22 protein-coding genes are annotated in these 23,780 nt (G+C 60.0%); 21 read left to right on the top strand and 1 reads right to left on the bottom strand.

Annotation, left to right across the window (positions count from 1 at the left end; translation table 11 throughout):
• Nucleotides 1–74: 74 nt before the first annotated feature.
• Nucleotides 75–977 (bottom strand): LysR family transcriptional regulator, encoded by a 903-nt coding sequence (locus LDZ28_RS13610; RefSeq protein WP_244826625.1) that lies wholly within the window; start codon nucleotides 975–977, stop codon nucleotides 75–77.
• A 125-nt stretch (nucleotides 978–1,102) separates the two neighbouring features.
• Between LDZ28_RS13610 and LDZ28_RS13605 the strand changes: the two genes are divergently transcribed.
• The 21 genes from LDZ28_RS13605 to LDZ28_RS13505 all read left to right on the top strand — a co-directional run bounded on the left by LDZ28_RS13605 (nucleotide 1,103) and on the right by LDZ28_RS13505 (nucleotide 23,752).
• A complete protein-coding gene (locus LDZ28_RS13605) occupies nucleotides 1,103–2,779 on the top strand; it encodes a GMC family oxidoreductase (RefSeq protein ID WP_244826624.1) in 1,677 nt (558 codons plus the stop codon).
• Between the two features lie 312 nt (nucleotides 2,780–3,091).
• Nucleotides 3,092–3,871, top strand: a complete 780-nt coding sequence (locus LDZ28_RS13600) for an ABC transporter ATP-binding protein (RefSeq protein WP_244826623.1) — start codon at nucleotides 3,092–3,094, stop codon at nucleotides 3,869–3,871.
• Entirely contained in the window at nucleotides 3,868–4,629 is a 762-nt protein-coding gene (locus LDZ28_RS13595; RefSeq protein ID WP_244826622.1) for an ABC transporter ATP-binding protein, read from the top strand. Before LDZ28_RS13600 ends, LDZ28_RS13595 begins: the two co-directional genes overlap by 4 nt.
• A gap of 95 nt (nucleotides 4,630–4,724) precedes the next feature.
• Complete coding sequence (locus tag LDZ28_RS13590) at nucleotides 4,725–5,942, top strand: ABC transporter substrate-binding protein (RefSeq protein ID WP_244826621.1); 1,218 nt, start codon at nucleotides 4,725–4,727, stop codon at nucleotides 5,940–5,942.
• Nucleotides 5,943–6,025: 83 nt separating this feature from the next.
• A complete protein-coding gene (locus LDZ28_RS13585) occupies nucleotides 6,026–6,910 on the top strand; it encodes a branched-chain amino acid ABC transporter permease (protein ID WP_244826620.1) in 885 nt (294 codons plus the stop codon).
• A complete protein-coding gene (locus tag LDZ28_RS13580) occupies nucleotides 6,910–7,881 on the top strand; it encodes a branched-chain amino acid ABC transporter permease (RefSeq protein WP_244828141.1) in 972 nt (323 codons plus the stop codon). The genes LDZ28_RS13585 and LDZ28_RS13580 overlap by 1 nt, the downstream gene beginning before the upstream one ends.
• 505 nt (nucleotides 7,882–8,386) lie before the next feature.
• Complete coding sequence (locus LDZ28_RS13575; protein WP_244826619.1) at nucleotides 8,387–9,553, top strand: ABC transporter substrate-binding protein; 1,167 nt, start codon at nucleotides 8,387–8,389, stop codon at nucleotides 9,551–9,553.
• A gap of 247 nt (nucleotides 9,554–9,800) precedes the next feature.
• Nucleotides 9,801–10,973 (top strand): ABC transporter substrate-binding protein, encoded by a 1,173-nt coding sequence (locus LDZ28_RS13570; protein ID WP_244826618.1) that lies wholly within the window; start codon nucleotides 9,801–9,803, stop codon nucleotides 10,971–10,973.
• A gap of 156 nt (nucleotides 10,974–11,129) precedes the next feature.
• Complete coding sequence (locus tag LDZ28_RS13565) at nucleotides 11,130–12,185, top strand: branched-chain amino acid ABC transporter permease (protein WP_244826617.1); 1,056 nt, start codon at nucleotides 11,130–11,132, stop codon at nucleotides 12,183–12,185.
• Nucleotides 12,186–12,189: 4 nt separating this feature from the next.
• On the top strand, nucleotides 12,190–13,974 hold the full coding sequence (locus LDZ28_RS13560; RefSeq protein ID WP_244826616.1) for an ATP-binding cassette domain-containing protein: 1,785 nt from the start codon (nucleotides 12,190–12,192) through the stop codon (nucleotides 13,972–13,974).
• Complete coding sequence (locus LDZ28_RS13555; protein WP_244826615.1) at nucleotides 13,974–14,726, top strand: ABC transporter ATP-binding protein; 753 nt, start codon at nucleotides 13,974–13,976, stop codon at nucleotides 14,724–14,726. Before LDZ28_RS13560 ends, LDZ28_RS13555 begins: the two co-directional genes overlap by 1 nt.
• A gap of 150 nt (nucleotides 14,727–14,876) precedes the next feature.
• Nucleotides 14,877–16,841 carry a tRNA uridine-5-carboxymethylaminomethyl(34) synthesis enzyme MnmG gene (mnmG, locus tag LDZ28_RS13550; RefSeq protein WP_244828140.1) on the top strand — a complete coding sequence of 655 codons (1,965 nt, stop codon included), beginning with the start codon at nucleotides 14,877–14,879 and terminating at the stop codon, nucleotides 16,839–16,841.
• Nucleotides 16,838–17,503 (top strand): 16S rRNA (guanine(527)-N(7))-methyltransferase RsmG, encoded by a 666-nt coding sequence (gene rsmG, locus LDZ28_RS13545; protein ID WP_244826614.1) that lies wholly within the window; start codon nucleotides 16,838–16,840, stop codon nucleotides 17,501–17,503. Before mnmG ends, rsmG begins: the two co-directional genes overlap by 4 nt.
• A gap of 75 nt (nucleotides 17,504–17,578) precedes the next feature.
• Nucleotides 17,579–18,349, top strand: a complete 771-nt coding sequence (locus tag LDZ28_RS13540; RefSeq protein WP_244826613.1) for a ParA family protein — start codon at nucleotides 17,579–17,581, stop codon at nucleotides 18,347–18,349.
• Between the two features lie 46 nt (nucleotides 18,350–18,395).
• Nucleotides 18,396–19,298, top strand: coding sequence for a ParB/RepB/Spo0J family partition protein (locus LDZ28_RS13535; protein ID WP_244826612.1), 903 nt, complete (start codon nucleotides 18,396–18,398; stop codon nucleotides 19,296–19,298).
• A 3-nt stretch (nucleotides 19,299–19,301) separates the two neighbouring features.
• Nucleotides 19,302–20,438 carry an SLC13 family permease gene (locus tag LDZ28_RS13530; RefSeq protein WP_244826611.1) on the top strand — a complete coding sequence of 379 codons (1,137 nt, stop codon included), beginning with the start codon at nucleotides 19,302–19,304 and terminating at the stop codon, nucleotides 20,436–20,438.
• Nucleotides 20,439–20,741: 303 nt separating this feature from the next.
• Nucleotides 20,742–21,221, top strand: coding sequence for an ATP synthase subunit I (locus LDZ28_RS13525; protein WP_244828139.1), 480 nt, complete (start codon nucleotides 20,742–20,744; stop codon nucleotides 21,219–21,221).
• Between the two features lie 167 nt (nucleotides 21,222–21,388).
• The gene (gene atpB / locus LDZ28_RS13520; RefSeq protein ID WP_244826610.1) at nucleotides 21,389–22,240 is read left to right on the top strand and encodes a F0F1 ATP synthase subunit A; all 852 of its coding nucleotides are present in this window, start codon (nucleotides 21,389–21,391) and stop codon (nucleotides 22,238–22,240) included.
• A gap of 90 nt (nucleotides 22,241–22,330) precedes the next feature.
• The gene (gene atpE, locus LDZ28_RS13515; RefSeq protein ID WP_244826609.1) at nucleotides 22,331–22,600 is read left to right on the top strand and encodes a F0F1 ATP synthase subunit C; all 270 of its coding nucleotides are present in this window, start codon (nucleotides 22,331–22,333) and stop codon (nucleotides 22,598–22,600) included.
• Nucleotides 22,601–22,736: 136 nt separating this feature from the next.
• Nucleotides 22,737–23,207 (top strand): F0F1 ATP synthase subunit B, encoded by a 471-nt coding sequence (locus tag LDZ28_RS13510; protein ID WP_244826608.1) that lies wholly within the window; start codon nucleotides 22,737–22,739, stop codon nucleotides 23,205–23,207.
• 2 nt (nucleotides 23,208–23,209) lie between these two features.
• On the top strand, nucleotides 23,210–23,752 hold the full coding sequence (locus LDZ28_RS13505) for a F0F1 ATP synthase subunit delta (protein ID WP_244826607.1): 543 nt from the start codon (nucleotides 23,210–23,212) through the stop codon (nucleotides 23,750–23,752).
• Nucleotides 23,753–23,780 lie beyond the last annotated feature (28 nt).

Here is a 23,780-nt window from a genome sequence, read left to right as displayed (position 1 = left end):
GAGCGGTTTGCCTTGAATGAAGCATCTGCGCTCAAGCCTAGCAAAGTTTCGATGAAGGCCGCTTGAACTTCGCCTTACATCGACCATTGGGCGTCGATGAGCCGCAGCGCCGCCGCAATCGCCGGTTCCTCGCGGCGTTCGGCGAGCGTCACGAACGACAGTTGTGTCGATACCGTGACGCCCTCGACGATTGTCAGCGCATGCGCGTGCGCCTCCCGAAGCGCGATCGAATCGCGGGCGAGCGAAAGGCCCACGCCCGATTTGACGAGATCGAGCATCGACGGCTCCTGATCCACTTCGGCGACGATGGTCGGCGACGCGTTGGCGTCGCGGAAAATCTGCGATAGCAGCCGGTTGTGCGCGGATTCCGGCGGCGTCCAGATCCACGGCAACCGCGCGAGCGTCGCCCAGTTGCGCTTTCCCTTGTTCACGCGGTTATGCCAGCCGGCGGGCGCGAGCACGCGATAGTCGAAGGGCGTCAGCCGCACGACATGAAAGCGCTCGCCATCGCGCGTGCCGTCCGCCGCAGGGTCGCCGATGTAGTAGCCGACATCCAGTTCGCGCGCCTTCACGCGTTCGAGCACCCAACCCGACATGCCATGCCGCAACGCCGTTTCAATGCGCGGATACGCTTCCACGAGTTGCCGCAGAAAGCCGCCAAGGCGCAGAAATTCGGGATCGAGGATCGTCCCGATGCGCAACGTGCCGCTCACTTCGTCGCGCAATGCGGCGGCGGCGCGTTGGACATCGGCGGCGGCGACGAGCGCGCGTTCCGCGTGCGGCAGCAGCGCTTCGCCGTCGCGCGTCAGCAAAAGTCCGTGCGATGTCCGCGAAAACAGAACGACGCCGAGCATCTCCTGAAGATTCTTGATCTGCAGACTGACCGCTGGCTGCGTGACATGCAGTTGCGCCGCCGCGCGCGTGAGATTGCCTTCGCGAGCGACGGTGATGAAAGCGCGCAGAAGTGTGTAGTCCATGCGCTGATATTAGCGCGACTTATATCGCCGATGAACATATCTCATTGGATTTGCTGCGGCTTGCGGCGTTACTCTCGCCAGACCACGCCGCGACAGACGGCATTGCCGGCCATCAGGAGACAGCGATGAAACAGGACGCCCGCAAGCTGGAAGGTGAATTCGACTACATCATCGTCGGCGCGGGCACGGCCGGATGCGTGCTCGCCAATCGCCTCAGCGAAGACCCCAACGTGAACGTGCTGCTGCTCGAAGCGGGCGGCAAGGACGACTATCACTGGATACACATTCCCGTCGGCTACTTGTACTGCATTGGCAATCCGCGCACGGACTGGCTGTACAAGACGCAAGCCGAAGCGGGTCTGAACGGGCGCGCGCTGTCTTATCCGCGCGGTCGCGTGCTCGGCGGATGTTCATCCATCAACGGCATGATCTACATGCGCGGCCAGCGCGAAGACTACGACGACTGGGCGCATATCAGCGGCGACCCGAACTGGTCGTGGGATTCCGTGCTGCCCATCTTCAAGCGCAGCGAGGATCATCACGGCGGCGCGAATCAGTGGCATGGCGCGGGCGGCGAATGGCGCGTGGAAAAACAGCGTCTCAAGTGGAAGATTCTCGAAACCTTCTCGCAAGCCGCGCAGCAAAGCGGCATTCCCGCAACCGATGACTTCAATCGCGGCGACAACACAGGCGTCGGTTATTTCGATGTGAACCAGCGCGGCGGCATTCGCTGGAACGCGGCCAAAGCATTCCTGCGTGAAGCGATGAAGCGCCCGAACCTCACGACGATCACCGGCGCGCACACGCAACGGCTCGTGTTCGAGGGCATGCGGTGCTCGGGCGTGGAATATCGCGGCGGCGACGTCGATTACATCGCGCGGGCGCGTTGCGAGGTGATTCTCAGCGCGGGCGCGGTGAACTCGCCGCAGATTCTCGAACTCTCGGGCATCGGCAATGGCGCGCGGCTGCAGCGGCTCGGCATCGATGTCGTGCGCGATCTGCGCGGCGTCGGCGAGAATCTGCAGGACCATCTGCAATTGCGCATGGCATACAGAGTGAACGGCGTGCGCACGCTCAATACGTTGTCGGCCAAATGGTGGGGCAAGCTTTTCATCGGCATGCAATACGCGCTCTTGCGCAGCGGCCCCATGTCGATGGCGCCGTCGCAACTCGGCGCGTTCGCCAAATCCAATCCCGACGACGCATCCGTTAAGCGCTCCGATGTCGAGTATCACGTTCAGCCGTTGTCGCTCGAACGCTTCGGCGAGCCCTTGCACGCGTTCAATGCGTTCACGGCGTCCGTATGCAATCTGCGGCCTACGTCGCGCGGCAGCGTGCATATCGGCTCGCCGGATGCGCACGCGGCACCGCTCATCGCGCCGAATTATCTTTCCACGGAACACGACCGCGAAGTTGCCGTCAACGCGTTGAAGCTCACGCGACGTATCGTCAGCGCGCCCGCGCTGGCGCGACATGCGCCCGAAGAGATTCTGCCCGGCATCCAGTTCCAGACGCAGGAAGAACTGATCGAAGCGGCAGGCAATATCGGCACGACGATTTTTCATCCGGTCGGCACATGCCGCATGGGTACGGACAACGATCCCGCCGCCGTGGTCGATAGCCGTCTGCGCGTGATCGGCGTGCGCGGATTGCGCGTGGTCGATGCATCGGTGATGCCGGTCATCACCTCCGGGAACACGAATTCGCCGACGCTGATGATCGCCGAACGCGCAAGCGACATGATTCGCGAAGACCGGCGCGGCATGGAAGCGCAAGAGGTCATCGCAACCGCGCTTGCATGACCGCACGATGAACGGCGCGTTTGGCGGCCTCGCACGAGACGGCGTCATGCGAGGCCTTCGCATGTCCGACAGCCCGAGCTTTCAACGGCGTAAGTAAGTGCAAATCCCAATGATTGCGCTGCATCATTGCGGCGACAATGGCCTCGAATCAGGTGATGCTCGGCTTATCGCGCGCACACTTTTGTGCAACCGCAACAGCGGCGCACGAGGCGAAGCGGTATCGGCGCGAAACCCGCGTCCGGTATGCGCGGATAAAAAATAAGGCGCAGGCGAAGTCATCCGCTTAGCGTTTCACTTCGCATGGAAGGGGACATGATTCTCGGCGACACCATTCTGGAAACGCGAGGGCTCACGAAGGAATTCAAAGGCTTCACGGCCGTGAATGGCGTGAACCTGCGCGTGCGCCGCGGTTCGATCCACGCGCTGATCGGTCCCAACGGCGCGGGCAAGACGACCTGTTTCAACCTCCTCACCAAGTTCCTCGAACCCACCGCGGGCCAGATCGTCTTCAACGGCACCGACATCACGCGCGAACGCCCGGCGCATATCGCGCGGCGCGGCATCATTCGTTCGTTCCAGATTTCTGCCGTGTTTCCGCACTTGAGCGTGCTGCAGAACGTGCGCGTCGGCCTGCAGCGGCAGCTCGGCACGTCGTTCCAGTTCTGGCGCAGCGAGCGTTCGCTCGATGCCCTCAACGACCGCGCGATGGATTTGCTCACGCAAGTGGGCCTGACCGATTTCGCCGATACGAAAACCGTCGAGCTTTCATACGGCCGCAAGCGCGCGCTGGAAATTGCCACGACGCTTTCGATGGAACCCGAACTCATGCTGCTCGACGAACCGACGCAAGGCATGGGGCACGAGGACGTGGATCGCGTGACGGCGCTCATCAAGAAGGTCTCGGCGGGACGCACCATTCTGATGGTCGAGCACAACATGAACGTGATCGCGGGCATCTCCGACACCATCACGGTGCTTCAGCGCGGCGAAGTGCTCGCGGAAGGCAGCTATGCGGAAGTATCGAAGAATCCGCTCGTGATGGAAGCCTACATGGGCAGCGCCGATGCAGCGCTCACCGGAGCGCACGCATGAGCACGATCGTGGAAGCGCGCCGCTCGCAAGAGGCGAACGGCGCAGCGGGTCATGTGCCCGCGCTGGAAATAGCAGGCTTGCAGGCGTGGTACGGCGAATCGCACATTCTGCATGGTGTCGATCTGAAGGTGAATCGCGGCGAAGTGGTCACGCTGCTCGGCCGTAACGGCGCGGGGCGCACGACCACGATGCGCGCCATCATGGGATTGACCGGGCGGCGCACGGGCTCTATCCGCGTGGGCGGACGCGAGACCATTGGGCTTGCCACACACAAGATCGCGCATCATGGGGTCGGCTATTGTCCGGAGGAGCGCGGCATTTTCTCGAGCTTGTCCTGCGAAGAAAATCTTCTCTTGCCACCGGTGACCGGCAATCCGAAAGAGGCGATGCCGCTAGACGAGATCTACTCCATGTTCCCGAATCTGAAGGAGCGGCGCGCGAGTCAGGGCACGCGGCTCTCGGGCGGCGAACAGCAAATGCTCGCGGTGGCGCGCATTCTGCGCACCGGCGCCAATTTGCTGCTGCTCGATGAGATATCGGAAGGGCTTGCGCCCGTCATCGTGCAGACACTCGCGCGCATGATCCTCATGCTGAAGGCGCGTGGCTACACCATCGTCATGGTCGAACAGAATTTTCGTTTCGCAGCGCCGCTCGCGGACCGCTTCTATGTGATGGAGCATGGAAACATCGTCGAGCATTTCGGCGCGGGGGAACTCGAAGCGAAGATGCCGGTGCTGCACGAATTGCTCGGGGTGTAATCGTTCTTAAATCGACAAACGCGGCACGTTGAAGCGGCACGTAAAGCGGCACGGCTCAGGCAGCACGCAACAACCAAAAACTCACGGAGACTGCAATGAAAATGAAGACCCTCGCGCGCCTTTCCACTTTTTGCTTTGCGGCTGCGGCGGCGAGTGTGGCGTCCATGAACGCTGCTCACGCGGCCGACGGCAACACGGTGAAGATCGGCTTCATTACCGACCTGTCGGGTCTCTACGCCGATATCGACGGCCAGGGCGGTCTCGAAGCCATTCGCATGGCGATTGCGGACTTCGGCGGCAAGGTGAACGGCAAGCAAATCGAACTCGTGTATGCGGATCACCAGAACAAGGCGGATATCGCGGCATCGCGCGCGCGTGAGTGGATCGACCGCGATGGCGTGAACGTGATCATCGGCGGCACGAACTCGGCTACCGCGCTTTCCACCAATCAGGTCGCGGGCGAGAAGAAGGTTCCGTACATCAACATCGGCGCGGGCGCGGACAACCTCACGAACGAGCAGTGCACACCGTACACCGTGCACTATGCGTACGACACCATGGCGCTCGCCAAGGGCACCGGTTCCGCCGTGACGAAGCAGGGCGGCAAGTCGTGGTACTTCCTCACCGCCGACTACGCGTTCGGCAAGGCGCTCGAAAAGAACACGGCCGACGTGGTGAAGGCCAACGGCGGCCAAGTGCTCGGCGATGTACGCCATCCGCTGTCGGCGTCGGACTTCTCGTCGTTTCTGTTGCAGGCGCAAGGATCGAAGGCGCAGGTGCTCGGTCTTGCGAACGCGGGCGGCGACACCATCAACTCGATCAAGGCAGCGAAGGAATTCGGCATCAACAAGTCGATGAAACTCGCCGCGTTGCTGATCTTCCTGACGGACATCCACAGCCTGGGACTCGAAACCACGCAAGGCCTCGTGGCGACGGATAGCTGGTACTGGAACAAGGACGACAAGACGCGCGCGTGGGCCAAGCGCTACTTCGACAAGATGAAGAAGATGCCGACGAGCCTGCAGGCCGCGGACTATTCGGCTGTCACGACGTATCTGAAGGCCGTGCAGGCCACGGGCACGACCGACAGCGACAAGATCATGGCGCAGTTGAAGCAGACGAAGATCGACGACTTCTACGCGAAGGGCACCATCCGCCAGGACGGCGCGATGATCCACGACATGTATCTCATGGAAGTGAAGAAGCCGTCGGAGTCGAAGGAGCCGTGGGACTACTACAAGATCACGGCGACGATTCCCGGCGATCAGGCATTCGGCACGAAGGCGGAGTCGCGCTGCGCGGCGTGGAAGTAAGCGCACACGGTTGATGCGGCAAGCGGCTGTCATCGGCCGCTTGTCGCGATGACTTAATCGACCCATTCCTGACGGCAGGTTCAATGGAAATTTTCGGCATTCCGCTCGCCGCGATGATGAGCCAGTTGCTCCTCGGACTGGTGAACGGCTCGTTCTACGCGATCCTGAGTCTCGGGCTCGCGGTGATCTTCGGCTTGCTCAACGTCATCAACTTCGCGCACGGCGCGTTGTTCATGCTCGGCGCCATGCTCGCGTGGATGGGCGCCTCGTATCTCAACGTGCCGTATTGGGCGATGCTCGTGCTCGCGCCGCTTATCGTCGGCCTCTTCGGCATGGTTATCGAACGCTCGATGCTGCGTTGGCTGTACAAGCTCGATCATCTTTACGGCTTGTTGCTTACGTTCGGTCTCACGCTCGTGATCGAAGGCGTGTTCCGTTCCATCTATGGTTCGTCGGGTCAGCCTTACGACGTGCCCTCGCTTCTGACGGGCGCGACCAATCTCGGCTTCATGTTCCTGCCGAACTATCGCGCTTGGGTCGTCGTGGCATCGCTCGCGGTGTGCTTCGCGACATGGTTCGTGATCGAGAAGACGCGCATTGGCGCTTATCTGCGCGCGGGCACGGAGAACCCGAAGCTCGTCGAGGCATTCGGCATCAATGTGCCGCTCATGATCACGCTCACCTATGGCTTCGGCGTCGCGCTTGCGGCCTTTGCGGGGGTGCTGGCCGCGCCGGTGATTCAAGTGTCGCCGCTGATGGGCCAGTCGATGATCATCACCGTGTTCGCGGTCGTGGTGATCGGCGGCATGGGTTCGATCATGGGCTCGATTCTCACGGGTCTTTTGCTCGGCATCATCGAAGGCCTGACGCGCGTGTTTTATCCGGAAGCGTCCGCGACGGTTGTCTTCGTCATCATGGCGCTCGTGCTGATGGTGCGGCCCGCCGGACTCTTCGGCAAGGAAAAATGATGCAGAGAAAAGCGCTTTACGGCTTGTTGCTGATCGCTTTGATCGTCGCGCCCTTCGCGGGCGTGTATCCGGTCTTCATGATGAAAGTGCTGTGCTTCGCGTTGTTCGCGGCGGCGTTCAATCTGTTGATCGGCTATACGGGCTTGCTGTCTTTCGGGCACGCGATGTTTCTGGCAAGCGCGGGTTACACCGCGGGCTATGCCATCCAGACATTGGGGTTGACGCCCGAACTCGGCGTGATCGCGGGAACGGCGGTGGCGACCGTGCTTGGATTGATCGTCGGTCTTCTGGCGATTCGCCGCCAAGGCATCTACTTCGCGATGGTCACGCTCGCGCTCGCGCAGATGGTCTACTTCGTGTTCCTGCAGGCGCCGTTCACGCATGGCGAAGACGGTTTGCAAGGCGTGCCGCGCGGCAAGCTCTTCGGCGCGTTGAACCTCGGCAGTGACATTACGCTCTATTACGTCGTGCTCGTCGTCATGTTGCTGGCGTTCGCGTTGATCGTGCGTATCGTGCATTCGCCGTTCGGGCAAGTGCTGATCGCGATCAAGGAGAACGAGCCGCGCGCGGTATCGCTCGGCTACGATACCGCGCGCTACAAGCTGCTTGCGTTCGTGTTGTCGGCGGGTCTCGCTGGGCTTGCCGGTGCGCTGAAGACGCTCGTGCTCGGCTTCGAAACTCTCGGCGATGCCTACTGGACCATGTCCGGCCTGGTGGTGCTGATGACGCTCGTCGGCGGCATGAGCACCATGTTCGGTCCGTTGCTCGGCGCGGCGATCATCGTTGCGCTGGAAGACCGGCTCGGCGATATTGGCGGCGGACTTGCGCGACTCACCGGCGTGGACTGGTTCAATTCGCTGGGTGAATCCGTGACTATCGTGACGGGCCTGATTTTTATCGCATGCGTGCTGGCATTTCGACGTGGCATTGTGGGTGAAATCGTGGCGCGTGTCAGACCGCTACAGGGTTAACCATTTAGTTGGATATCCGAACAAATACTGTTCAATCAACGACACGCGCGCAATGCACGGTTAACGACCTCGAAATCGCCCTCTTAAGGTGCTTTTATGCACCACTAGGGTAAATGCTAGGTTGTTGCGAAACGATACAGTCGATAACATTCTGCTTAGTTCTGTTGCACCCAGATTTTTGAGGTGGAGAACGAGGAGACATGAGGCACCAAGTGCCCGACCGAAAGCGCTGTTGGATGATTCCAACAGCGCTTTTTTTATTGGCTGTTTTGTTTTACGTCGATATTTCGCGTCGCCGAAATATAATCCGCATACCGTTTCGGCGGATTCAAAAAACTCGCATTCACACCCGGTCGCAGCTTACGTTCGACAGCCGTCATAAGCCCTGCAAAACGCTTGCTGTGCATGACGCGCCTCCGCTAAACTGCATTTCCCGACCCATCGGTCGGTGAAAAGACGCGGGCTTCAAACTGGACGTTTCACGATCAAGACGGGGCGCAAATCAATGAAGTGGGCTTTACGCGTTAAGACGGTCGCAATGGCTGTCGCGGGTTTATCGGCGGTATTCAGCACTCAGGTTTTCGCGGACGTAAAGATAGGCGTGACGGTCTCGGCAACGGGCCCGGCGGCTTCGCTCGGCATTCCGGAAAAGAACACCATCGCGTTGCTGCCAAAAGAAGTGGCGGGGCAGAAGGTGCAGTACATCGTGTTGGATGACGCCACGGATTCCACGCAAGCCGTGAAGAACGCGCGCAAGCTCACGAGCGAAGACCACGTCGATGCGCTCGTCGGTTCGACGGTCGTTCCCAATTCCCTCGCGATGATCGACATCGCCGCCGAGACCACCACGCCCATGATCTCGATGGCGGCCGCGGCCAGCATCGTCGAACCCATGGACGCGAAGAAGGCGTGGGTCTTCAAGACGCCGCAGAACGACATCCTCATGGCGACCGCTATTGCGCAGCACATGTCGAATCATGGCGTGAAGACGGTTGCCTTCATCGGCTTTGCGGACGCCTACGGCGAGAGCTGGTTCAAGGAGTTCACGAAGGCGGCGGAGCTCGCGAAGATTCGCGTCGTGGCCAACGAGCGCTTCGCGCGCAACGACGCATCGGTCACGGGGCAAGTGCTCAAGATGATGTCGCAGAACGCGGATGCGGTGCTCATCGCCGGTGCTGGAACACCCGCCGCGCTGCCGCAGAAGACGCTCAAGGAGCGCGGCTACAAGGGCAAGATCTATCAGACGCACGGCGTTGCCAACAACGACTTCCTGCGTGTATGCGGCAAGGATTGCGAAGGCACGTTCCTGCCCGCCGGACCGTTGCTGGTCGCCGAGCAACTGCCGGACAGCAATCCGGTAAAGCAAGCCGCGCTCACTTACAAGAAGGCTTATGAAGGCTCATACGGCGCGGGTTCGGTCTCGACGTTCGGCGGTCATGCGTGGGACGCGGGCCTCATTCTCCAGCGCGCTATTCCCATTGCCTTGAAGAAGGGTCAGCCAGGAACGCCCGCGTTTCGCGAGGCATTGCGCGCGGCTATCGAAGGCACCAGGGACTTGCCTGCATCGCACGGCATCTTCAACATGAGCGCGAACGATCACTCTGGCCTCGATCAGCGTGCTCGCGTGATGGTGGAGATCGTCGGCGGCAAGTGGAAGCTCTCGGGCAACTGAGCATGTGAAATCATGCAAATGAAGAAGGCGCGTCTGTCATGGTCGCGCCTTTTTTTCTGCATGCCGTAATCGAAGAGAAGAGGGCGCGAAAACCCCATGCAGCGCCTGCCGACGGTCAGGGAAAACCAGCCTAGGCACGTGGTTTCGCGGTACATAGATTGGGGCGGCTGTTCAGACGGCAGTAAGCAAGCTTCATCGATAACAACTCGCAGCGGCGCGTACAGCCGGTCGCGTTTGGAGACAAGCAATGAAAACGAAGCACACATGGATCAGGGCAAGCGTCGCGCTCGCCATCGCGGGGGGCGCGCTCGTAAGCTCAGGCGCGGCCTTCGCGCAAGTGAAGATTGGCGTGACGCTCTCGGCCACGGGACCGGCGGCATCGCTCGGGATTCCCGAGAAAAATACCATCGCGTTGTTGCCGAAGGAAATTGGCGGCAAGTCCGTCGAGTACATCGTGCTGGATGACGGCTCCGACACGAGCCGCGCCGTGCAGAACACGCGCAAGCTGATAGACGAGGATCATGTCGATGCAGTCGTCGGTTCCACGGTCACGCCCAATTCGCTCGCGATGATCGATGCCGCTTCGGCTTCGAAGACACCGATGATCTCGATGGCGGCATCGGCTTCCATCATTGCACCGATGGATGGCAAGAAAGCGTGGGTCTTCAAGACGCCGCAGAACGACGCGCTCATGGCCGACGCCATCGCCAGTTACATGGAGAAGCACGGCGTGAAGACAGTGGGCTTCATCGGCTTCGCGGATGCCTACGGCGACGGCTGGTACAACGTCTTCAACGCAGCGGCGAGCGCGCACAAGCTCAAGATCGTCGCGAACGAACGCTATAACCGCACGGACACGTCCGTCACCGGTCAGGTGCTCAAGACGGTGGGCGCCAATCCGGATGCCGTGCTGATCGCAGGCGCGGGAACGCCGGCGGCGCTGCCGGCGAAGGCGTTGAAGGAGCGCGGGTACAAGGGCAAGGTTTATCAGACGCACGGGGTGGCGAACAACGACTTTCTGCGCGTATGCGGCAAGGATTGCGAAGGAGAGATCCTGCCTGCCGGGCCGGTTCTCGTGACCGAGCAACTGCCGGAAAACAATCCGGTGAAGAAGTCCTCGGCGGCGTACAAGAACGCCTATGAGAAGGCCAACGGGGCGGGTACGCTTTCCACCTTCGGCGGTCACGCGTGGGACGCCGGTCAGATGCTTCAGCGTGCCATCCCCGAAGCGCTGAAGAAAGCGCAGCCGGGTACGCCCGAGTTCCGTGAGGCGCTGCGTGCCGCGTTGGAGAATCTGAAGGACTTGCCCGTCGCGCACGGCATCATGAACACGACATCGAACGATCACAACGGCTTCGACGATCGCGCGCGTGTGATGGTGCAAATCTCCGATGGCAAGTGGAAGCTGCTCAACGACTGATCGGACTTGAGCGCGCGCTCTGCTAAAGGCGCGTTCTTTTCTCCGATTTTCAAGATAGCAAAGCGGTGCGCCGATGTATGCGGCGCGCCGCTTTTTCCCATGTTCACGGGCTGATCCGGCAGCCCGACCTTTTTGCGGAAGCTCTGAAGAGGAAGTATGGACTTATCGATTGCGGCGATCCTCGCGCAAGACGGGATCACCACGGGCGCGATCTACGCATTGCTCGCGCTCGCCCTGGTGCTCGTGTTTTCCGTGACTCGCGTCATTTTCATCCCGCAAGGGGAGTTCGTCGCTTATGGCGCGCTCACGCTTGCCGCGCTGCAGACGCAAAAGCTGCCGGCGACGTGTTACTTGCTCATCGTCATGGGCGCGGGTTGCTTCGTCGCCGAACTTGCGGGGATCGTGCGGCATCCGACGCGGTATCGGCAGATTGGACGGCTGCTTGCAACGCTCGCGGGAAAGTATGTGCTGTTTCCCGTCGCCGTATGGGCACTGACGCAGGCAATCTTCGCGCAGCCCTTGCCGATGTTCGTGCAGATCGCGCTGACGCTGTTGATCGTCGTGCCGATGGGACCGTTCGTGTATCGACTCGCCTACGAGCCGATCGCGGAGGCGAGCACGCTGTTGCTGCTGATCGTCGCGGTGGCCGTGCACTTCGCGATGGTCGGGCTCGGGCTCGTCATGTTCGGCGCGGAAGGATCGCGCACGACGGCGTTCTCCGACGCCACGTTCAATCTCGGCAGCGTGTCGATCTCCGGGCAGAGTGTGTGGGTGGTGGGCACGGCGGTCGTGCTGATCGCGGCGCTCTACTTCTACTTCGACCGGACCATTTCCGGCAAGGCGTTGCGGGCGACGTCGGTGAACCGTTTGGGCGCGCGCCTGGTCGGCATCGGCACGACGCAGGCGGGGCGGCTCGCGTTCACGCTGGCGGCGGGGCTCGGCGCGCTGTGCGGCGTACTCGTCGCACCCATCACGACCATCTATTACGACTCGGGATTTCTGATCGGCTTGAAGGGCTTCGTCGGGGCAATCGTGGGCGGTCTGGTGAGTTATCCGCTGGCGGCGGCGGGGTCGCTGCTCGTCGGCTTGCTGGAGTCGTATTCGTCGTTCTGGGCGAGCGCGTACAAAGAGGTGATCGTCTTCACGCTAATTATTCCGGTGCTGCTATGGCGAAGCCTGGCAAGCCCGCATTCCGATGAAGACGAGGAGTAACGCAATGGCATTCCTTCATCGATACCGCTTCTTCTGGCTGTTCCTCGTCGTGGTCTTTGCGTTGCCCGTGTTGCCGAAACCGGTGGCCGTGCCCGAGTACTGGATAACGCTGCTCAACTACATCGGCTTGTATTCGATTGTTGCGATAGGGCTCGTCTTGCTGACGGGCATAGGCGGGATGACGAGCTTCGGGCAGGCCGCGTTCGTCGGCGTAGGCGCGTATGCAACGGCGTTTCTGACGACCCAATACGGTGTGTCACCGTGGCTTGCGTTGATCGCGGGCGTGGTGTTGACGGCGATCATCGCGCTGTTTCTGGGCCTCATCACGATGCGGCTTTCCGGGCACTTTCTGCCGCTCGGCACAATCGCGTGGGGACTGTCGTTGTTTTATCTGTTTGGAAACATGGAGTTGCTCGGCAAGTACGACGGGATCAATGGAATTCCTGTGTTGAACCTTTTTGGATGGCACTTGGAGTCTGGGCGCAGCATCTACTACCTGATTTGGGTCGTCGTGCTGCTCGCCGTCGTATCTGTTCAGAATCTGCTTAATAGTCGTCCGGGCCGCGCTATCCGCGCGTTGCGCGGCGGCGGCACGATGGCGGAGGCGATGGGCGTCAATACCGGCTGGATGCGCGTCGTTATCTTTGTCTATGCGGCGGTGCTTGCATCCATTTCCGGCTTTCTTTACGCGCATTTACAGCGTGCGGTGAATCCGACGCCGTTCGGGCTTAATCATGGCATCGAGTTTCTGTTCATGGCGGTGGTTGGCGGAGTGGCGCATGTCTGGGGTGCGATTCTGGGCGCGACTATCCTCACCGTTCTGCAAGATTATCTGCAGACGCTGCTGCCCAAGTTGATTGGTGCGAATGGAAACTTCGAGGTTATTGTCTTCGGCGTGTTGATGGTGCTGCTGCTTCAATACGCGCGTCAGGGAGTGTGGCCGTTCGTAGCGCGTTTGTTTCCAAGCGCTCCGCGAGCGCGCGTGCCGGAGCGCGGCGAAGCGTTGCCGCAGCGCAGCAAGCCGGCGGCGGGCGAATCGCTTCTTGTCGTCGATAACGCGCGCAAACAGTTCGGCGGGCTTGTTGCAGTAAACGATGTGAGTTTCGATATAAAGGCAGGGGAGATCATAGGGCTGATCGGGCCGAACGGCGCTGGAAAATCCACCACTTTCAATCTCGTGACCGGAGTGCTTCAGGCTACGAGCGGCGCGATCAGCTTTCGAGGCGAGCGTATCGAGAGGCTGACATCGCGGGAGATCGTAAAGCGCGGCATCGGGCGAACCTTCCAGCACGTGAAGATGCTTCCGGGTATGAGCGTCTTGGAAAATGTTGCGATCGGCGCACATCTGCGGGGAAACACCGGAGTTTGGCGGAGCGTCGCGCGTTTGAACGGTGCGGAGGAAAGTCGGCTGATGGCCGAGGCGGCGCGACAGATCGAACGCGTCGGCCTGAAAAAGCATGTATTCAGTGAGGCCGGAAGTTTGGCGCTGGGGCAACAACGCATCATGGAAATTGCGCGCGCGCTGTGTTGCGATCCAACGCTGTTGCTTCTCGATGAGCCAGCTGCTGGTTTGCGGTATCAGGAGAAGCTTCAGCTTGCCGACCTGCTGCGTAGGCTTCGCGCAGAGGGAATGAGCATCCTGCTGGTCGAGCACGATATGGACTTCGTGATGAATCTCACCGACCGCCTTGTCGTGATGGAGTTTGGGACGAAGATTGCGGAAGGCTTGCCTTCAGAAGTTCAGAAAGATCCTACTGTGCTCGAAGCGTATCTTGGTGGAGTGGAGTAATGCAAAAAAGTGTACCGATTCTTCAAGTCGATGGTTTATCCGCCCGATACGGGAAAGTCGAGGCGCTGCACAGTGCGACGCTCACGGTTGGTGCTGGACAAATCGTGTCGGTGATCGGTCCAAATGGTGCGGGAAAATCCACCCTGTTAAATGCAATCATGGGGGCTTTGCCGCCGACAGGATCGGCTAACGGTGTGATTCGGTATCTGGACGAGGATGTCGCTGCGCTGCCTATCGAGCGTCGTGTTTCACGTGGAATGTGCCTCGTGCCTGAGCGTCGGGAACTGTTCGCTTCGATGTCGGTTGAGGACAATCTCGTCCTAGGCGCGTATCGGCGCAAGCGAGCGGGGGAGCGAAACTTCTTGGATCAGCTGGAACCAGTCTTTCGCCTTTTTCCCAGGTTGAAGGAGCGCCGCACGCAGGCGGCAGGAACGCTATCCGGCGGTGAGCGGCAAATGCTTGCTGTGGGTCGAGCGTTGATGGCCAAGCCAAAATTGTTGATGCTCGATGAGCCTAGTCTCGGTCTGGCACCTTTGATCGTGAAGGAAATTTTTCATATCGTTAGTGCGCTTCGCGAGACGGGCGTCGCAATACTTTTGATCGAGCAAAACGCACGCGCGGCACTACAGATATCAGACTTCGGGTACGTTCTTGAGACAGGCGAATTCGCCCTGAAAGGCCTCGCGCAAGATTTGCAACACAATCCCCAGGTCATTGAGACTTACCTCGGGTTGGTAAAGAAGGCTGTTTAGCGGGTTGCGTCAAATCTCGAAGGCGTGTTTCACGTGAAACACGCCATTTTTTTCGCCTTTTCCGGGTCGTTGGAAAATCGGCGGACGAGAACCCGATATAATTCGTCGATATTCTTTCTTCAGGTTCGCATCGCTCGATGCGAGATCTTCATGCTTTTTCCCTCAGAATTTGATGTGATCGTCGTTGGCGGTGGTCACGCGGGCACCGAAGCGGCGCTTGCATCGGCGCGAATGGGCTGTCGGACGCTGCTCCTGACGCATAACATCGAGACGCTTGGCCAGATGAGCTGCAACCCGTCGATCGGCGGCATCGGAAAAGGACATCTCGTCAAAGAAGTCGATGCGTTGGGCGGCGTGATGGCTGCCGCCACCGACGAGTCCGGTATTCAGTTTCGCATTCTCAATTCGTCCAAGGGTCCTGCAGTGCGAGCCACGCGCGCTCAAGCCGACCGCATTCTTTACAAGCAGGCAATACGCCATCGGCTGGAAAATCAGCCGAATCTCTGGCTGTTCCAGCAAGCCGTCGATGATTTGATGGTGGAAGGCGACCACGTGGTTGGTGCCGTTACGCAAGTTGGCTTACGGTTTCGGGCGCGTGCCGTGGTTCTGACAGCGGGGACGTTCCTCGACGGAAAGATCCACGTGGGGTTGAACAACTACGTGGGCGGCCGCGCGGGCGATCCTGCTGCGATATCTTTATCCGCACGTCTCAAAGAGTTGAATTTGCCGCAGGGCCGACTTAAGACGGGAACGCCACCGCGCATCGACGGCCGCACGATCGATTTTTCGAAGCTTGATGAGCAGCCGGGCGATTTGGATCCGGTTCCGGTTTTCTCTTTTCTTGGCCGCGTCGAGCAGCATCCGCGTCAGGTGCCGTGTTGGGTGACGCACACGAACGCTCAAACGCACGACATTATTCGTTCGGGCTTGGATCGGTCGCCGATGTACACAGGGGTGATTGAAGGCGTTGGGCCGCGGTACTGCCCGTCGATTGAAGACAAGATTCATCGGTTTGCATCGAAGGACGCACATCAAATCTTTCTGGAACCGGAAGGGCTGACTACGAACGAGTTCTATCCCAATGGAATTTCGACGAGTCTGCCTTTCGATGTCCAATTAGATCTTGTGCGTTCCATGCGTGGTCTCGAACACGCCCATATCTTGCGCCCTGGCTATGCAATCGAATACGACTACTTCGATCCGCGTGCGCTTAAGGCTTCGCTTGAAACGAAATCCATCGGTGGGCTTTTCTTTGCCGGACAGATCAACGGCACAACGGGTTATGAGGAAGCTGCCGCTCAAGGAATACTAGCCGGCATAAATGCAGGGCTTCAAGTGCAGGGCCGGGATGCCTGGACACCGCGCCGTGATGAGGCGTACTTGGGTGTATTGGTCGACGATTTGGTAACGCGCGGAGTCTCTGAACCGTATCGAATGTTCACGAGCCGTGCGGAATATCGTCTGTCTCTACGTGAAGATAACGCGGATATGCGCCTGACCGAAGCAGGGCGGGAGCTTGGAGTCGTAGATGACGTCCGGTGGGATGCTTTCAGCCGCAAGCGTGACGCTGTTTCACGTGAAACAGAGCGGTTGCGCTCCACGTGGGTGAACCCTAAGACGCTTCCCGCTGAAGAGGCGACCGCGTTACTCGGCAAGCCGATCGATCACGAATACAGTTTGGCCGACCTGCTACGACGCCCTGGTGTCTCGTACGATGGCGTCTGCGCTCTGCGCAACGGGGAATGCGGTTCAGCCGAATCGTTAGCCGATGATCCAGTTCTGCTCGCGCAGATCAAAGAACAGATCGAGATTGGCGTGAAGTACCAAGGCTATATCGACCGGCAAGCGGACGAGATCGTGCGCAACGGAGCGCAAGAGAACACGCGTTTACCAGAGACGATCGACTACAGCGAAGTACGCGGTCTTTCGTTTGAGGCGCGACAAAAGTTAACGCAGCATCGTCCCGAGACGATCGGGCAGGCATCGCGTATTCAGGGCATCACGCCGGCTGCCATCTCCCTGCTCATGGTGCATCTCAAGCGCGGCCTCGGCCGGCGCGGACGCGGCACAGGCAGCGATCAGGATCAGGCCAGCAGCAACCCGGTGGTTCAATGAAGGACCAAAACGAATCGCTGGCTAACTTGCTCAACCGAGGTACGACTGAACTCGAGCTTGCGCTGACTTCATCGCAGAAACAGCAGCTACTCGATTACGTTGCGCTGCTGGGCAAATGGAACGCCGTCTACAACCTGACGGCGATCCGCGACCCGAAGCAAATGCTCATTCAGCATCTTCTCGATTCGCTCGCCATCGTTCCGATGCTCGTGGCGCGCCAACCAAAATCGATTTTGGATGTCGGTTCGGGCGGCGGCCTGCCGGGCATCGTGCTAGCAATTGTCTTCCCCGACGTTAAAGTGACACTGAACGACATCGTTCACAAGAAGACCGCCTTCCAGTCGCAAGCGAAGGTTCAGTTGGGGTTGGCGAATCTTTCCGTTGTGACGGGGCGCGTCGAGAATTTGCGGCCGGGTTGCGAAGTCCCGGGGAAATTCGACGTAATTGTCTCGCGCGCGTTCGCAGACCTCGCGGATTTCGTTACACTTGCGCGTCATCTGGTCGCGGACAACGGCCGGATTCTCGCGATGAAGGGCTTGCAGCCGGACGACGAAATCGCGCGTCTGCCAAATGGCGCGACGGTGGAGCGCATCGAGCGTTTGCAAGTTCCGATGCTCGATGCCGAGCGCCACTTGATCCATGTAGCCGTCGGCGCGCAGTAACACGTCGCGGGCGCTTTCGTCACGGCCGTAACGGCAGCTGATCTTCTGACAGCGAAGAAACGAGGACATAAAACGATGGCAAAAATCTTCTGCGTCGCAAATCAGAAGGGCGGCGTTGGAAAGACCACCACGGCGGTCAATCTCGCGGCAAGTCTCGCGGGCCTTGATCAACGCGTTCTACTCATCGATCTGGACCCGCAGGGGAACGCGACGATGGGCAGTGGCGTCAATAAAGGCGCATGCGAGAAGACAATCTACGAAGTGTTAGTCGACGGGGTGACACTACGTGAGGCGGTAGTGCGACCGGAGAGCGTGGGATACCACGTTCTGCCTGCGAATCGTGAACTCGCTGGCGCGGAAGTCGAGCTTGTGGATATGGACGACCGCGAGCACATTCTGCGCGCGGCCATTGCACAAATAGTCGATGACTATGACTTCATCTTAATCGATTGTCCGCCTGCTTTGTCGCTGTTGACATTGAACGCGTTGTGCGCCGCGCATGGCGTCGTCATTCCAATGCAATGTGAATACTTCGCGTTGGAAGGCTTGTCGGATCTGGTGAGCACCATCAAGCAGATCCACGCGAACCTCAACCGCGATCTGAAAGTGATCGGACTGTTGCGTGTGATGTTCGATCCGCGCATCACCTTGCAGCAGCAAGTTTCCGAACAGTTGAAGGAACACTTTGGCGACAAGGTTTTCGATGTCGTCATTCCACGCAACGTGCGCCTTGCCGAGGCGCCGAGTTACGGCCTGCCAGGCGTGGTGTTCGACAAGTCGTCGCGTGGCGCGCAGGCGTATATCCAGTTCGGCACGGAAATGATCGAGCGCGTACGCGCGCTGTAACGCAAACCCATTCGATCTGGCGGACGACGCCAACGGAGGAATCGAAATGAGCGCTGTGATGAAGAAGAAGGGTTTGGGCCGAGGCCTGGATGCATTGCTCGGCGGCAGCGTCGACATTACCGAAGCCGTACGCGGCGAAGGCACGCCGTCAGTCCTGTCGCTCGACAAGCTGCAGGCGGGCAAGTATCAGCCGCGTACCCGAATGGACGAGGGCGCGTTGCAAGAGCTCGCCGCGAGTATTCGCGCGCAAGGCCTCATGCAGCCGATTCTCGTGCGCTCCGTCGGCCCGGATCAGTACGAGATCATCGCGGGCGAGCGACGTTTTCGCGCGGCGCGTCTGGCTGGGCTCGACGAAGTGCCGGTGCTGGTGAAGAACGTGCCCGATCAGGCTGCCGCCGCGATGGCGCTGATCGAAAACATCCAGCGGGAGGATCTGAATCCGCTGGAAGAGGCGCAGGGTATTCAGCGCCTGCTCGACGAATTTACGTTCACGCACGAGCAGGCGGCCGAAGCGGTCGGGCGATCGCGTAGCGCGGTATCGAATCTGCTGCGTCTCTTGAACCTCGCCACGCCCGTTCAGACGATGCTGCTCGCAGGCGATCTCGACATGGGGCACGCACGCGCGCTGCTCGCCGTCGATGCCGCCACGCAGATTCAATTGGCTAATCACGTGGTGAATCGCCGCTTGTCGGTGCGTGAAACGGAGCGCCTCGTCGCCGCGACGACGAAGGAAGCGCCGGCAGTCAAGGCGCGTCCCGCGAACGATGGCGGCCGTGACACGCGCAGGCTCGAAGAAGAGCTGTCGGATCTGCTCGCGGCGAGCGTGAAGATCAAGCTGGGCGGACGAGGACGCGGCAAGGTGATGATCGATTTCGGCAACCTCGACGCGCTCGAAGGCATTCTGAGCAAACTACGCGGCAGCATTGAAGCGCCTAATTCGGCCGCGTGAGTCTTGTCGGAATACAACGTCAAGCAATCGCGGTCCGACCTCCTGACGCGCGTCTGGAGGACCGTCAGTAAAGAGCCGGTCCTCGCCATTCTCGTGCTCGCGCTCGGCGTGTTGCAAGTGGTTCATCCGCGCTCGTGGGCTTCGCTGCCAGGTCTTGTGGATTGGCAGACCGTGCTCACGCTCGCCGGCCTGCTCATCCTGACCAAAGCGATCGAATTGTCAGGATTCCTGATGTGGGCCGCGCATCGGCTGGTGCATCACATCCACGGCGAACGCGGCCTGGCGCTGCTGCTCGTCGCGCTGGCGGCGGCGCTGTCCACGGTGCTGACCAACGATGTCGCGTTGTTCGCGGTCGTGCCGCTCGCGCTATCGCTGCATCGGCTCGCGCCCTTGCCCATCAAGCGTCTTGTCATCGTGATTGCGTTGTCGGTGAACGCGGGATCGATCCTCACGCCGCTCGGCAATCCACAAAACCTCTTCCTCTGGCAGACGAGCGGCGTCTCCTTCGGCGCGTTCGTCTGGGCGTTGCTGCCGCTTTGCGCGGTCCTCATGCTCATGCTCGGCGCCGTGACTTGCGCAATGTTTCGCAACGCGCCGCTCGACCTTTCTGGCGATGCCGAAGAGCACGGCGTCGACCGTGTGTTATGCGGTGTGAGCGTGCTTGCGTTCGCTGGCTTCGTCGCACTGGCCGACGCGCATCATGCCGGGCCCGGCCTCGCCGTCCTTGCCGTCGCGTTCCTTCTTTGGCGCCGCGAAGTCGTCTTGAAGATCGACTGGCTGCTTCTGCTCATCTTCATGCTGATGTTCATTGTGCTGCGCAGCGCGGCCGCGTTGCCGGCCATCCACGGCTTCATCGCGCAGTTGGGCATCGGCACGCCGATGCGTGCTTATGCTGCGGGCGCGGTGCTGTCGCAGGCCATCAGTAACGTGCCGGCGGCCATCGTGCTCGCCGAGTTTTCGAAGGACTGGCGCGCGCTTGCGTTCGGCGTGAGCGTCGGTGGCTTTGGGGTGGCAATCGGCTCGCTCGCCAATCTCATCGCCGTGCGTCTGTCGGGCGAGAAGGGCATGTGGGGTCCGTTTCACCTCGTTTCGATCCCTTTCTGGTTTGTTGCAGCGCTTGTTGGATGGGCGCTTATCTGAGTTTCGCGACGCAATCTCACGTCGTCTGAAAATCTGCTTGTAACCGCAAGAAAAGTCTCGCTTTCGAGACCATTTTTTAAGCTTTGTCCGCTTGGCTTTTGACGCACCTAAACTATTGAATCCCCGAGGACAATCGCTTACAATCCCCCGGATTTATCAGCTAGGCCACCTAGAAAGCGCGGCGAAAGCGCAGGGTGGTTTCCGAACTGTCGGTTGATGTGTTGAAGGGGTTTGAAGACGGTGCGAGAGCAGAATCGAGCGCCGGTGGGCGGGCAAGACAGCGCTCAAAACAAACGCGGAGACATTCACGCCTCAGGAAATCAGCCCCGCAGTTCGTGTGACGACTCGTGGGACGCCGAGGCGCAAGATAACAATATCGTTCCGCTCACGCGGGGCCAGGCAGAGAAGCTGTTCGGTCCTGATGTGAGTCGTCCATCGCGGGTCACGCCTTTCAAGGTAGTGGCCGCGCAAATGGTTTTGTCCCTGGGTGCGACGCTGTTGTGGTGGCTGTTCTACAAGCCGCCGGGCGATGCTGCGCTGTCCGCCTTCCTCGGAGGCGCGATCTGCTGGCTGCCCAGTGCACTGTTCGCGGCGCGCCTGAAGGCGAAGAGCGGAGCCGAGACCATCATGAGTTGGATGATCGGCGAAGCGATGAAAATGGGAGCGACGATTGCTATGTTCGTAGCGGTCGCCTTCTGGTACAAGAGCGCACTGTGGTTGCCTTTGCTCGTTACGTACATCGTCGCGTTGAAGACTTACTGGCTGGCCATGGCTTTGCGTTGACCTCCAGGGTAATCGCCAGCCCGAAGTCAAGTATGTAGCATCACACATGAAAGCGCGGTTATGAACGCCGCGCTCGGGCCGGACGCCCGGAGCCGCAACGCGAAGCGGTGGCTCGGATAAGCGTCTGGCGACGAAAGATTTTTGACAATTTGGGTGGCTTTAACGATATGGCAGCTAGCGAAGGAACGCACGCTCTGGACCCGTCCGAGTACATTGCGCACCACTTGCAGAATCTTTCCACGCACACACAGACGTCGATTTTCGACATCCACGTCTGGAATCTGGACACGCTGTTCTGGTCCATCGTGTGCGGTCTCCTGACCATCGTCATTCTCGGTATCGCGGCGCGCCGCGCGACGTCCGGTGTTCCCGGCCGTTTCCAGTGCGCGATCGAGATGCTCGTCGAAATGGTCGAAGATCAGTCGAAGTCGATGATCCACGGCAGCCGCCGCTTCATCGCTCCGCTCGCGCTGACCGTGTTCGTCTGGGTCGCCCTGATGAACTCGCTCGACTTCATCCCCGTGGATCTGCCAGGCCGCGTGATTGGCTGGCTGGGCCTCGAACAAGTGCTGCCGCATCATCGCATCGTGCCCACGGCCGATCTGAACGGCACGCTCGGCATCGCGCTCGGCGTGTTCGTGCTGATGATCTACTACAACCTCAAGATCAAGGGCGCAGGCGGCTTCGTGCACGAGCTGCTGTCCGCTCCGTTTGGCGCGCATCCGCTTCTGTGGATTCCGAATCTTGCGCTGAACATCATCGAGTTCGTCGCCAAGACGGTTTCGCTCGGCATGCGGCTTTTCGGCAACATGTACGCGGGTGAGCTGCTGTTCCTGCTGATCGCGCTGCTCGGCAGCATGTGGCACTTCGGCGCGGACGCCTCTGTACTTGGCTTTATCGGCCATGTGGTCGCGGGTACGGTCTGGGCGATCTTCCACATTCTGATCGTGCTGCTGCAAGCGTTCATCTTCATGATGCTGACGCTCGTGTACATCGGTCAGGCGCACGACTCTCACTAAAGAGTGTTCGCGGCAGGTCCAGAATCGCTTAGGTTTTAGTTTTCAATTTTTATAAATCCAGTTCCAAAGTCTTTAATCAAAGGAGTGAACATGAACGCTTTCATCGCCAACATCCAGGGTCTGACCGCCATCGGTATCGGCATCATCATCGGCCTGGGTGCAATCGGCGCCTGTATCGGTATCGGCCTGATGGGCGGCAAGTACATTGAAGCATGCGCCCGCCAGCCGGAACTGATGAACCCGCTCCAGACCAAGATGTTCCTGCTGGCTGGTCTGATCGACGCGGCGTTCCTGATCGGCGTTGGTGTGGCAATGCTGTTTGCGTTCGCGAACCCGCTGCTCTCGAAGCTCGCAGGCTGAGGTTCCTCGGAAGTGTGCGTCTCTTCTTGCGATGAGACGCAAGACGGAACGGGTGAGGCGCTGATCGAGCACAACGGGCCGATGAGCGCCTTTTAACCGTTTCACTCTCCGACTAAGCAACGTTTAAGGAAACACCGTGAATCTCAACGCAACCCTGTTTGCGCAAATGGTCGTGTTTCTGATCCTCGCGTGGTTCACGATGAAGTTCGTGTGGCCGCCGTTGATCAATGCCCTCGACGAGCGCTCAAAGAAGATTGCCGACGGCCTCGCCGCCGCCGACAAGGGCAAGGCGGAACTCGAAGCCGCGCATAAGCGCGTCGACCAGGAACTCGCGCAGGCTCGCACGGACGGTCAGCAACGTATCGCTGACGCCGAAAAGCGCGCCGCAGCCGTCGCCGAAGAAATCAAGGCCAACGCTCAGGCTGAAGCCGCGCGCATCGTCGCGCAAGCCAAGGCGGACGCCGAACAGCAAGTCGTCAAGGCGCGCGAGTCGCTGCGCGCCGAAGTCGCGGCCCTGGCCGTGAAGGGCGCCGAGCAAATTCTGAAGCGCGAAGTCGATCAGAAGGCTCACGCCGATCTGCTGAATCAACTCAAAACCGAGCTCTGATCATGGCCGAACTTGCAACCATCGCTCGTCCTTACGCAGAAGCGCTGTTCCGCGTAGCCGAGAGCGGCAATCTCGCGGGCTGGTCCACTTTCGTCGAGGAACTGGCCCAGGTTGCGCGTCTGCCCGAAGTGCAGTCGGTCGCCTCGAGCCCGAAGGTGAGCCGCGATCAAGTAGCGGACCTGCTGCTGTCCGCAGTGAAATCGCCTTTGGCTCAAGGCAATGTACAGGCGAAGAATTTCGTCGGCATGCTGGTGGACAATCATCGTCTGTCGCTGCTGCCTGAAATCGCCGTGCAGTTCGACGAGCTGAAGAACGCCCGCGAAGGTGCGGCCGACGCGCTGATCGTAAGCGCGTTCCCCTTCGAAGGCGAACAATTGAACGACCTAGTCGCAAGCCTCGAACGCAAGTTCGAACGCAAGCTGAAACCGACCGTCGAAGTCGATCAGTCGCTGATCGGCGGCGTTCGCGTGACGGTTGGCGACGAAGTGCTCGATACCTCGGTCCGCGCGCGCCTCGCCAGCATGCAGACGGCTCTGACCGCCTGACGCTTCGTTAGAAGCGAATCGCTGGCAC

Source organism: Caballeronia sp. TF1N1, from assembly GCF_022878925.1.
Lineage (GTDB): Bacteria > Pseudomonadota > Gammaproteobacteria > Burkholderiales > Burkholderiaceae > Caballeronia.
Note: the sequence above shows the minus strand (reverse complement) of the source record. Positions and strands in the feature narration are given on the sequence as shown.

Bases quoted from the DNA above. Each gene is read 5' to 3' on its own strand.
- LDZ28_RS13535 (WP_244826612.1), top strand. From the start codon at position 18,396: ATGAGCGCTGTGATGAAGAAGAAGGGTTTGGGCCGAGGCCTGGATGCA.
- LDZ28_RS13595 (WP_244826622.1), top strand. From the start codon at position 3,868: ATGAGCACGATCGTGGAAGCGCGCCGCTCGCAAGAGGCGAACGGCGCA.
- LDZ28_RS13600 (WP_244826623.1), top strand. From the start codon at position 3,092: ATGATTCTCGGCGACACCATTCTGGAAACGCGAGGGCTCACGAAGGAA.
- rsmG (WP_244826614.1), top strand. From the start codon at position 16,838: ATGAAGGACCAAAACGAATCGCTGGCTAACTTGCTCAACCGAGGTACG.
- LDZ28_RS13580 (WP_244828141.1), top strand. From the start codon at position 6,910: ATGCAGAGAAAAGCGCTTTACGGCTTGTTGCTGATCGCTTTGATCGTC.
- LDZ28_RS13575 (WP_244826619.1), top strand. From the start codon at position 8,387: ATGAAGTGGGCTTTACGCGTTAAGACGGTCGCAATGGCTGTCGCGGGT.
- LDZ28_RS13585 (WP_244826620.1), top strand. From the start codon at position 6,026: ATGGAAATTTTCGGCATTCCGCTCGCCGCGATGATGAGCCAGTTGCTC.
- atpE (WP_244826609.1), top strand. From the start codon at position 22,331: ATGAACGCTTTCATCGCCAACATCCAGGGTCTGACCGCCATCGGTATC.
- LDZ28_RS13565 (WP_244826617.1), top strand. From the start codon at position 11,130: ATGGACTTATCGATTGCGGCGATCCTCGCGCAAGACGGGATCACCACG.
- LDZ28_RS13555 (WP_244826615.1), top strand. From the start codon at position 13,974: ATGCAAAAAAGTGTACCGATTCTTCAAGTCGATGGTTTATCCGCCCGA.
- atpB (WP_244826610.1), top strand. From the start codon at position 21,389: ATGGCAGCTAGCGAAGGAACGCACGCTCTGGACCCGTCCGAGTACATT.
- LDZ28_RS13570 (WP_244826618.1), top strand. From the start codon at position 9,801: ATGAAAACGAAGCACACATGGATCAGGGCAAGCGTCGCGCTCGCCATC.
- LDZ28_RS13505 (WP_244826607.1), top strand. From the start codon at position 23,210: ATGGCCGAACTTGCAACCATCGCTCGTCCTTACGCAGAAGCGCTGTTC.
- LDZ28_RS13605 (WP_244826624.1), top strand. From the start codon at position 1,103: ATGAAACAGGACGCCCGCAAGCTGGAAGGTGAATTCGACTACATCATC.
- LDZ28_RS13560 (WP_244826616.1), top strand. From the start codon at position 12,190: ATGGCATTCCTTCATCGATACCGCTTCTTCTGGCTGTTCCTCGTCGTG.
- mnmG (WP_244828140.1), top strand. From the start codon at position 14,877: ATGCTTTTTCCCTCAGAATTTGATGTGATCGTCGTTGGCGGTGGTCAC.
- LDZ28_RS13590 (WP_244826621.1), top strand. From the start codon at position 4,725: ATGAAAATGAAGACCCTCGCGCGCCTTTCCACTTTTTGCTTTGCGGCT.
- LDZ28_RS13540 (WP_244826613.1), top strand. From the start codon at position 17,579: ATGGCAAAAATCTTCTGCGTCGCAAATCAGAAGGGCGGCGTTGGAAAG.
- LDZ28_RS13610 (WP_244826625.1), bottom strand. From the start codon at position 977: ATGGACTACACACTTCTGCGCGCTTTCATCACCGTCGCTCGCGAAGGC.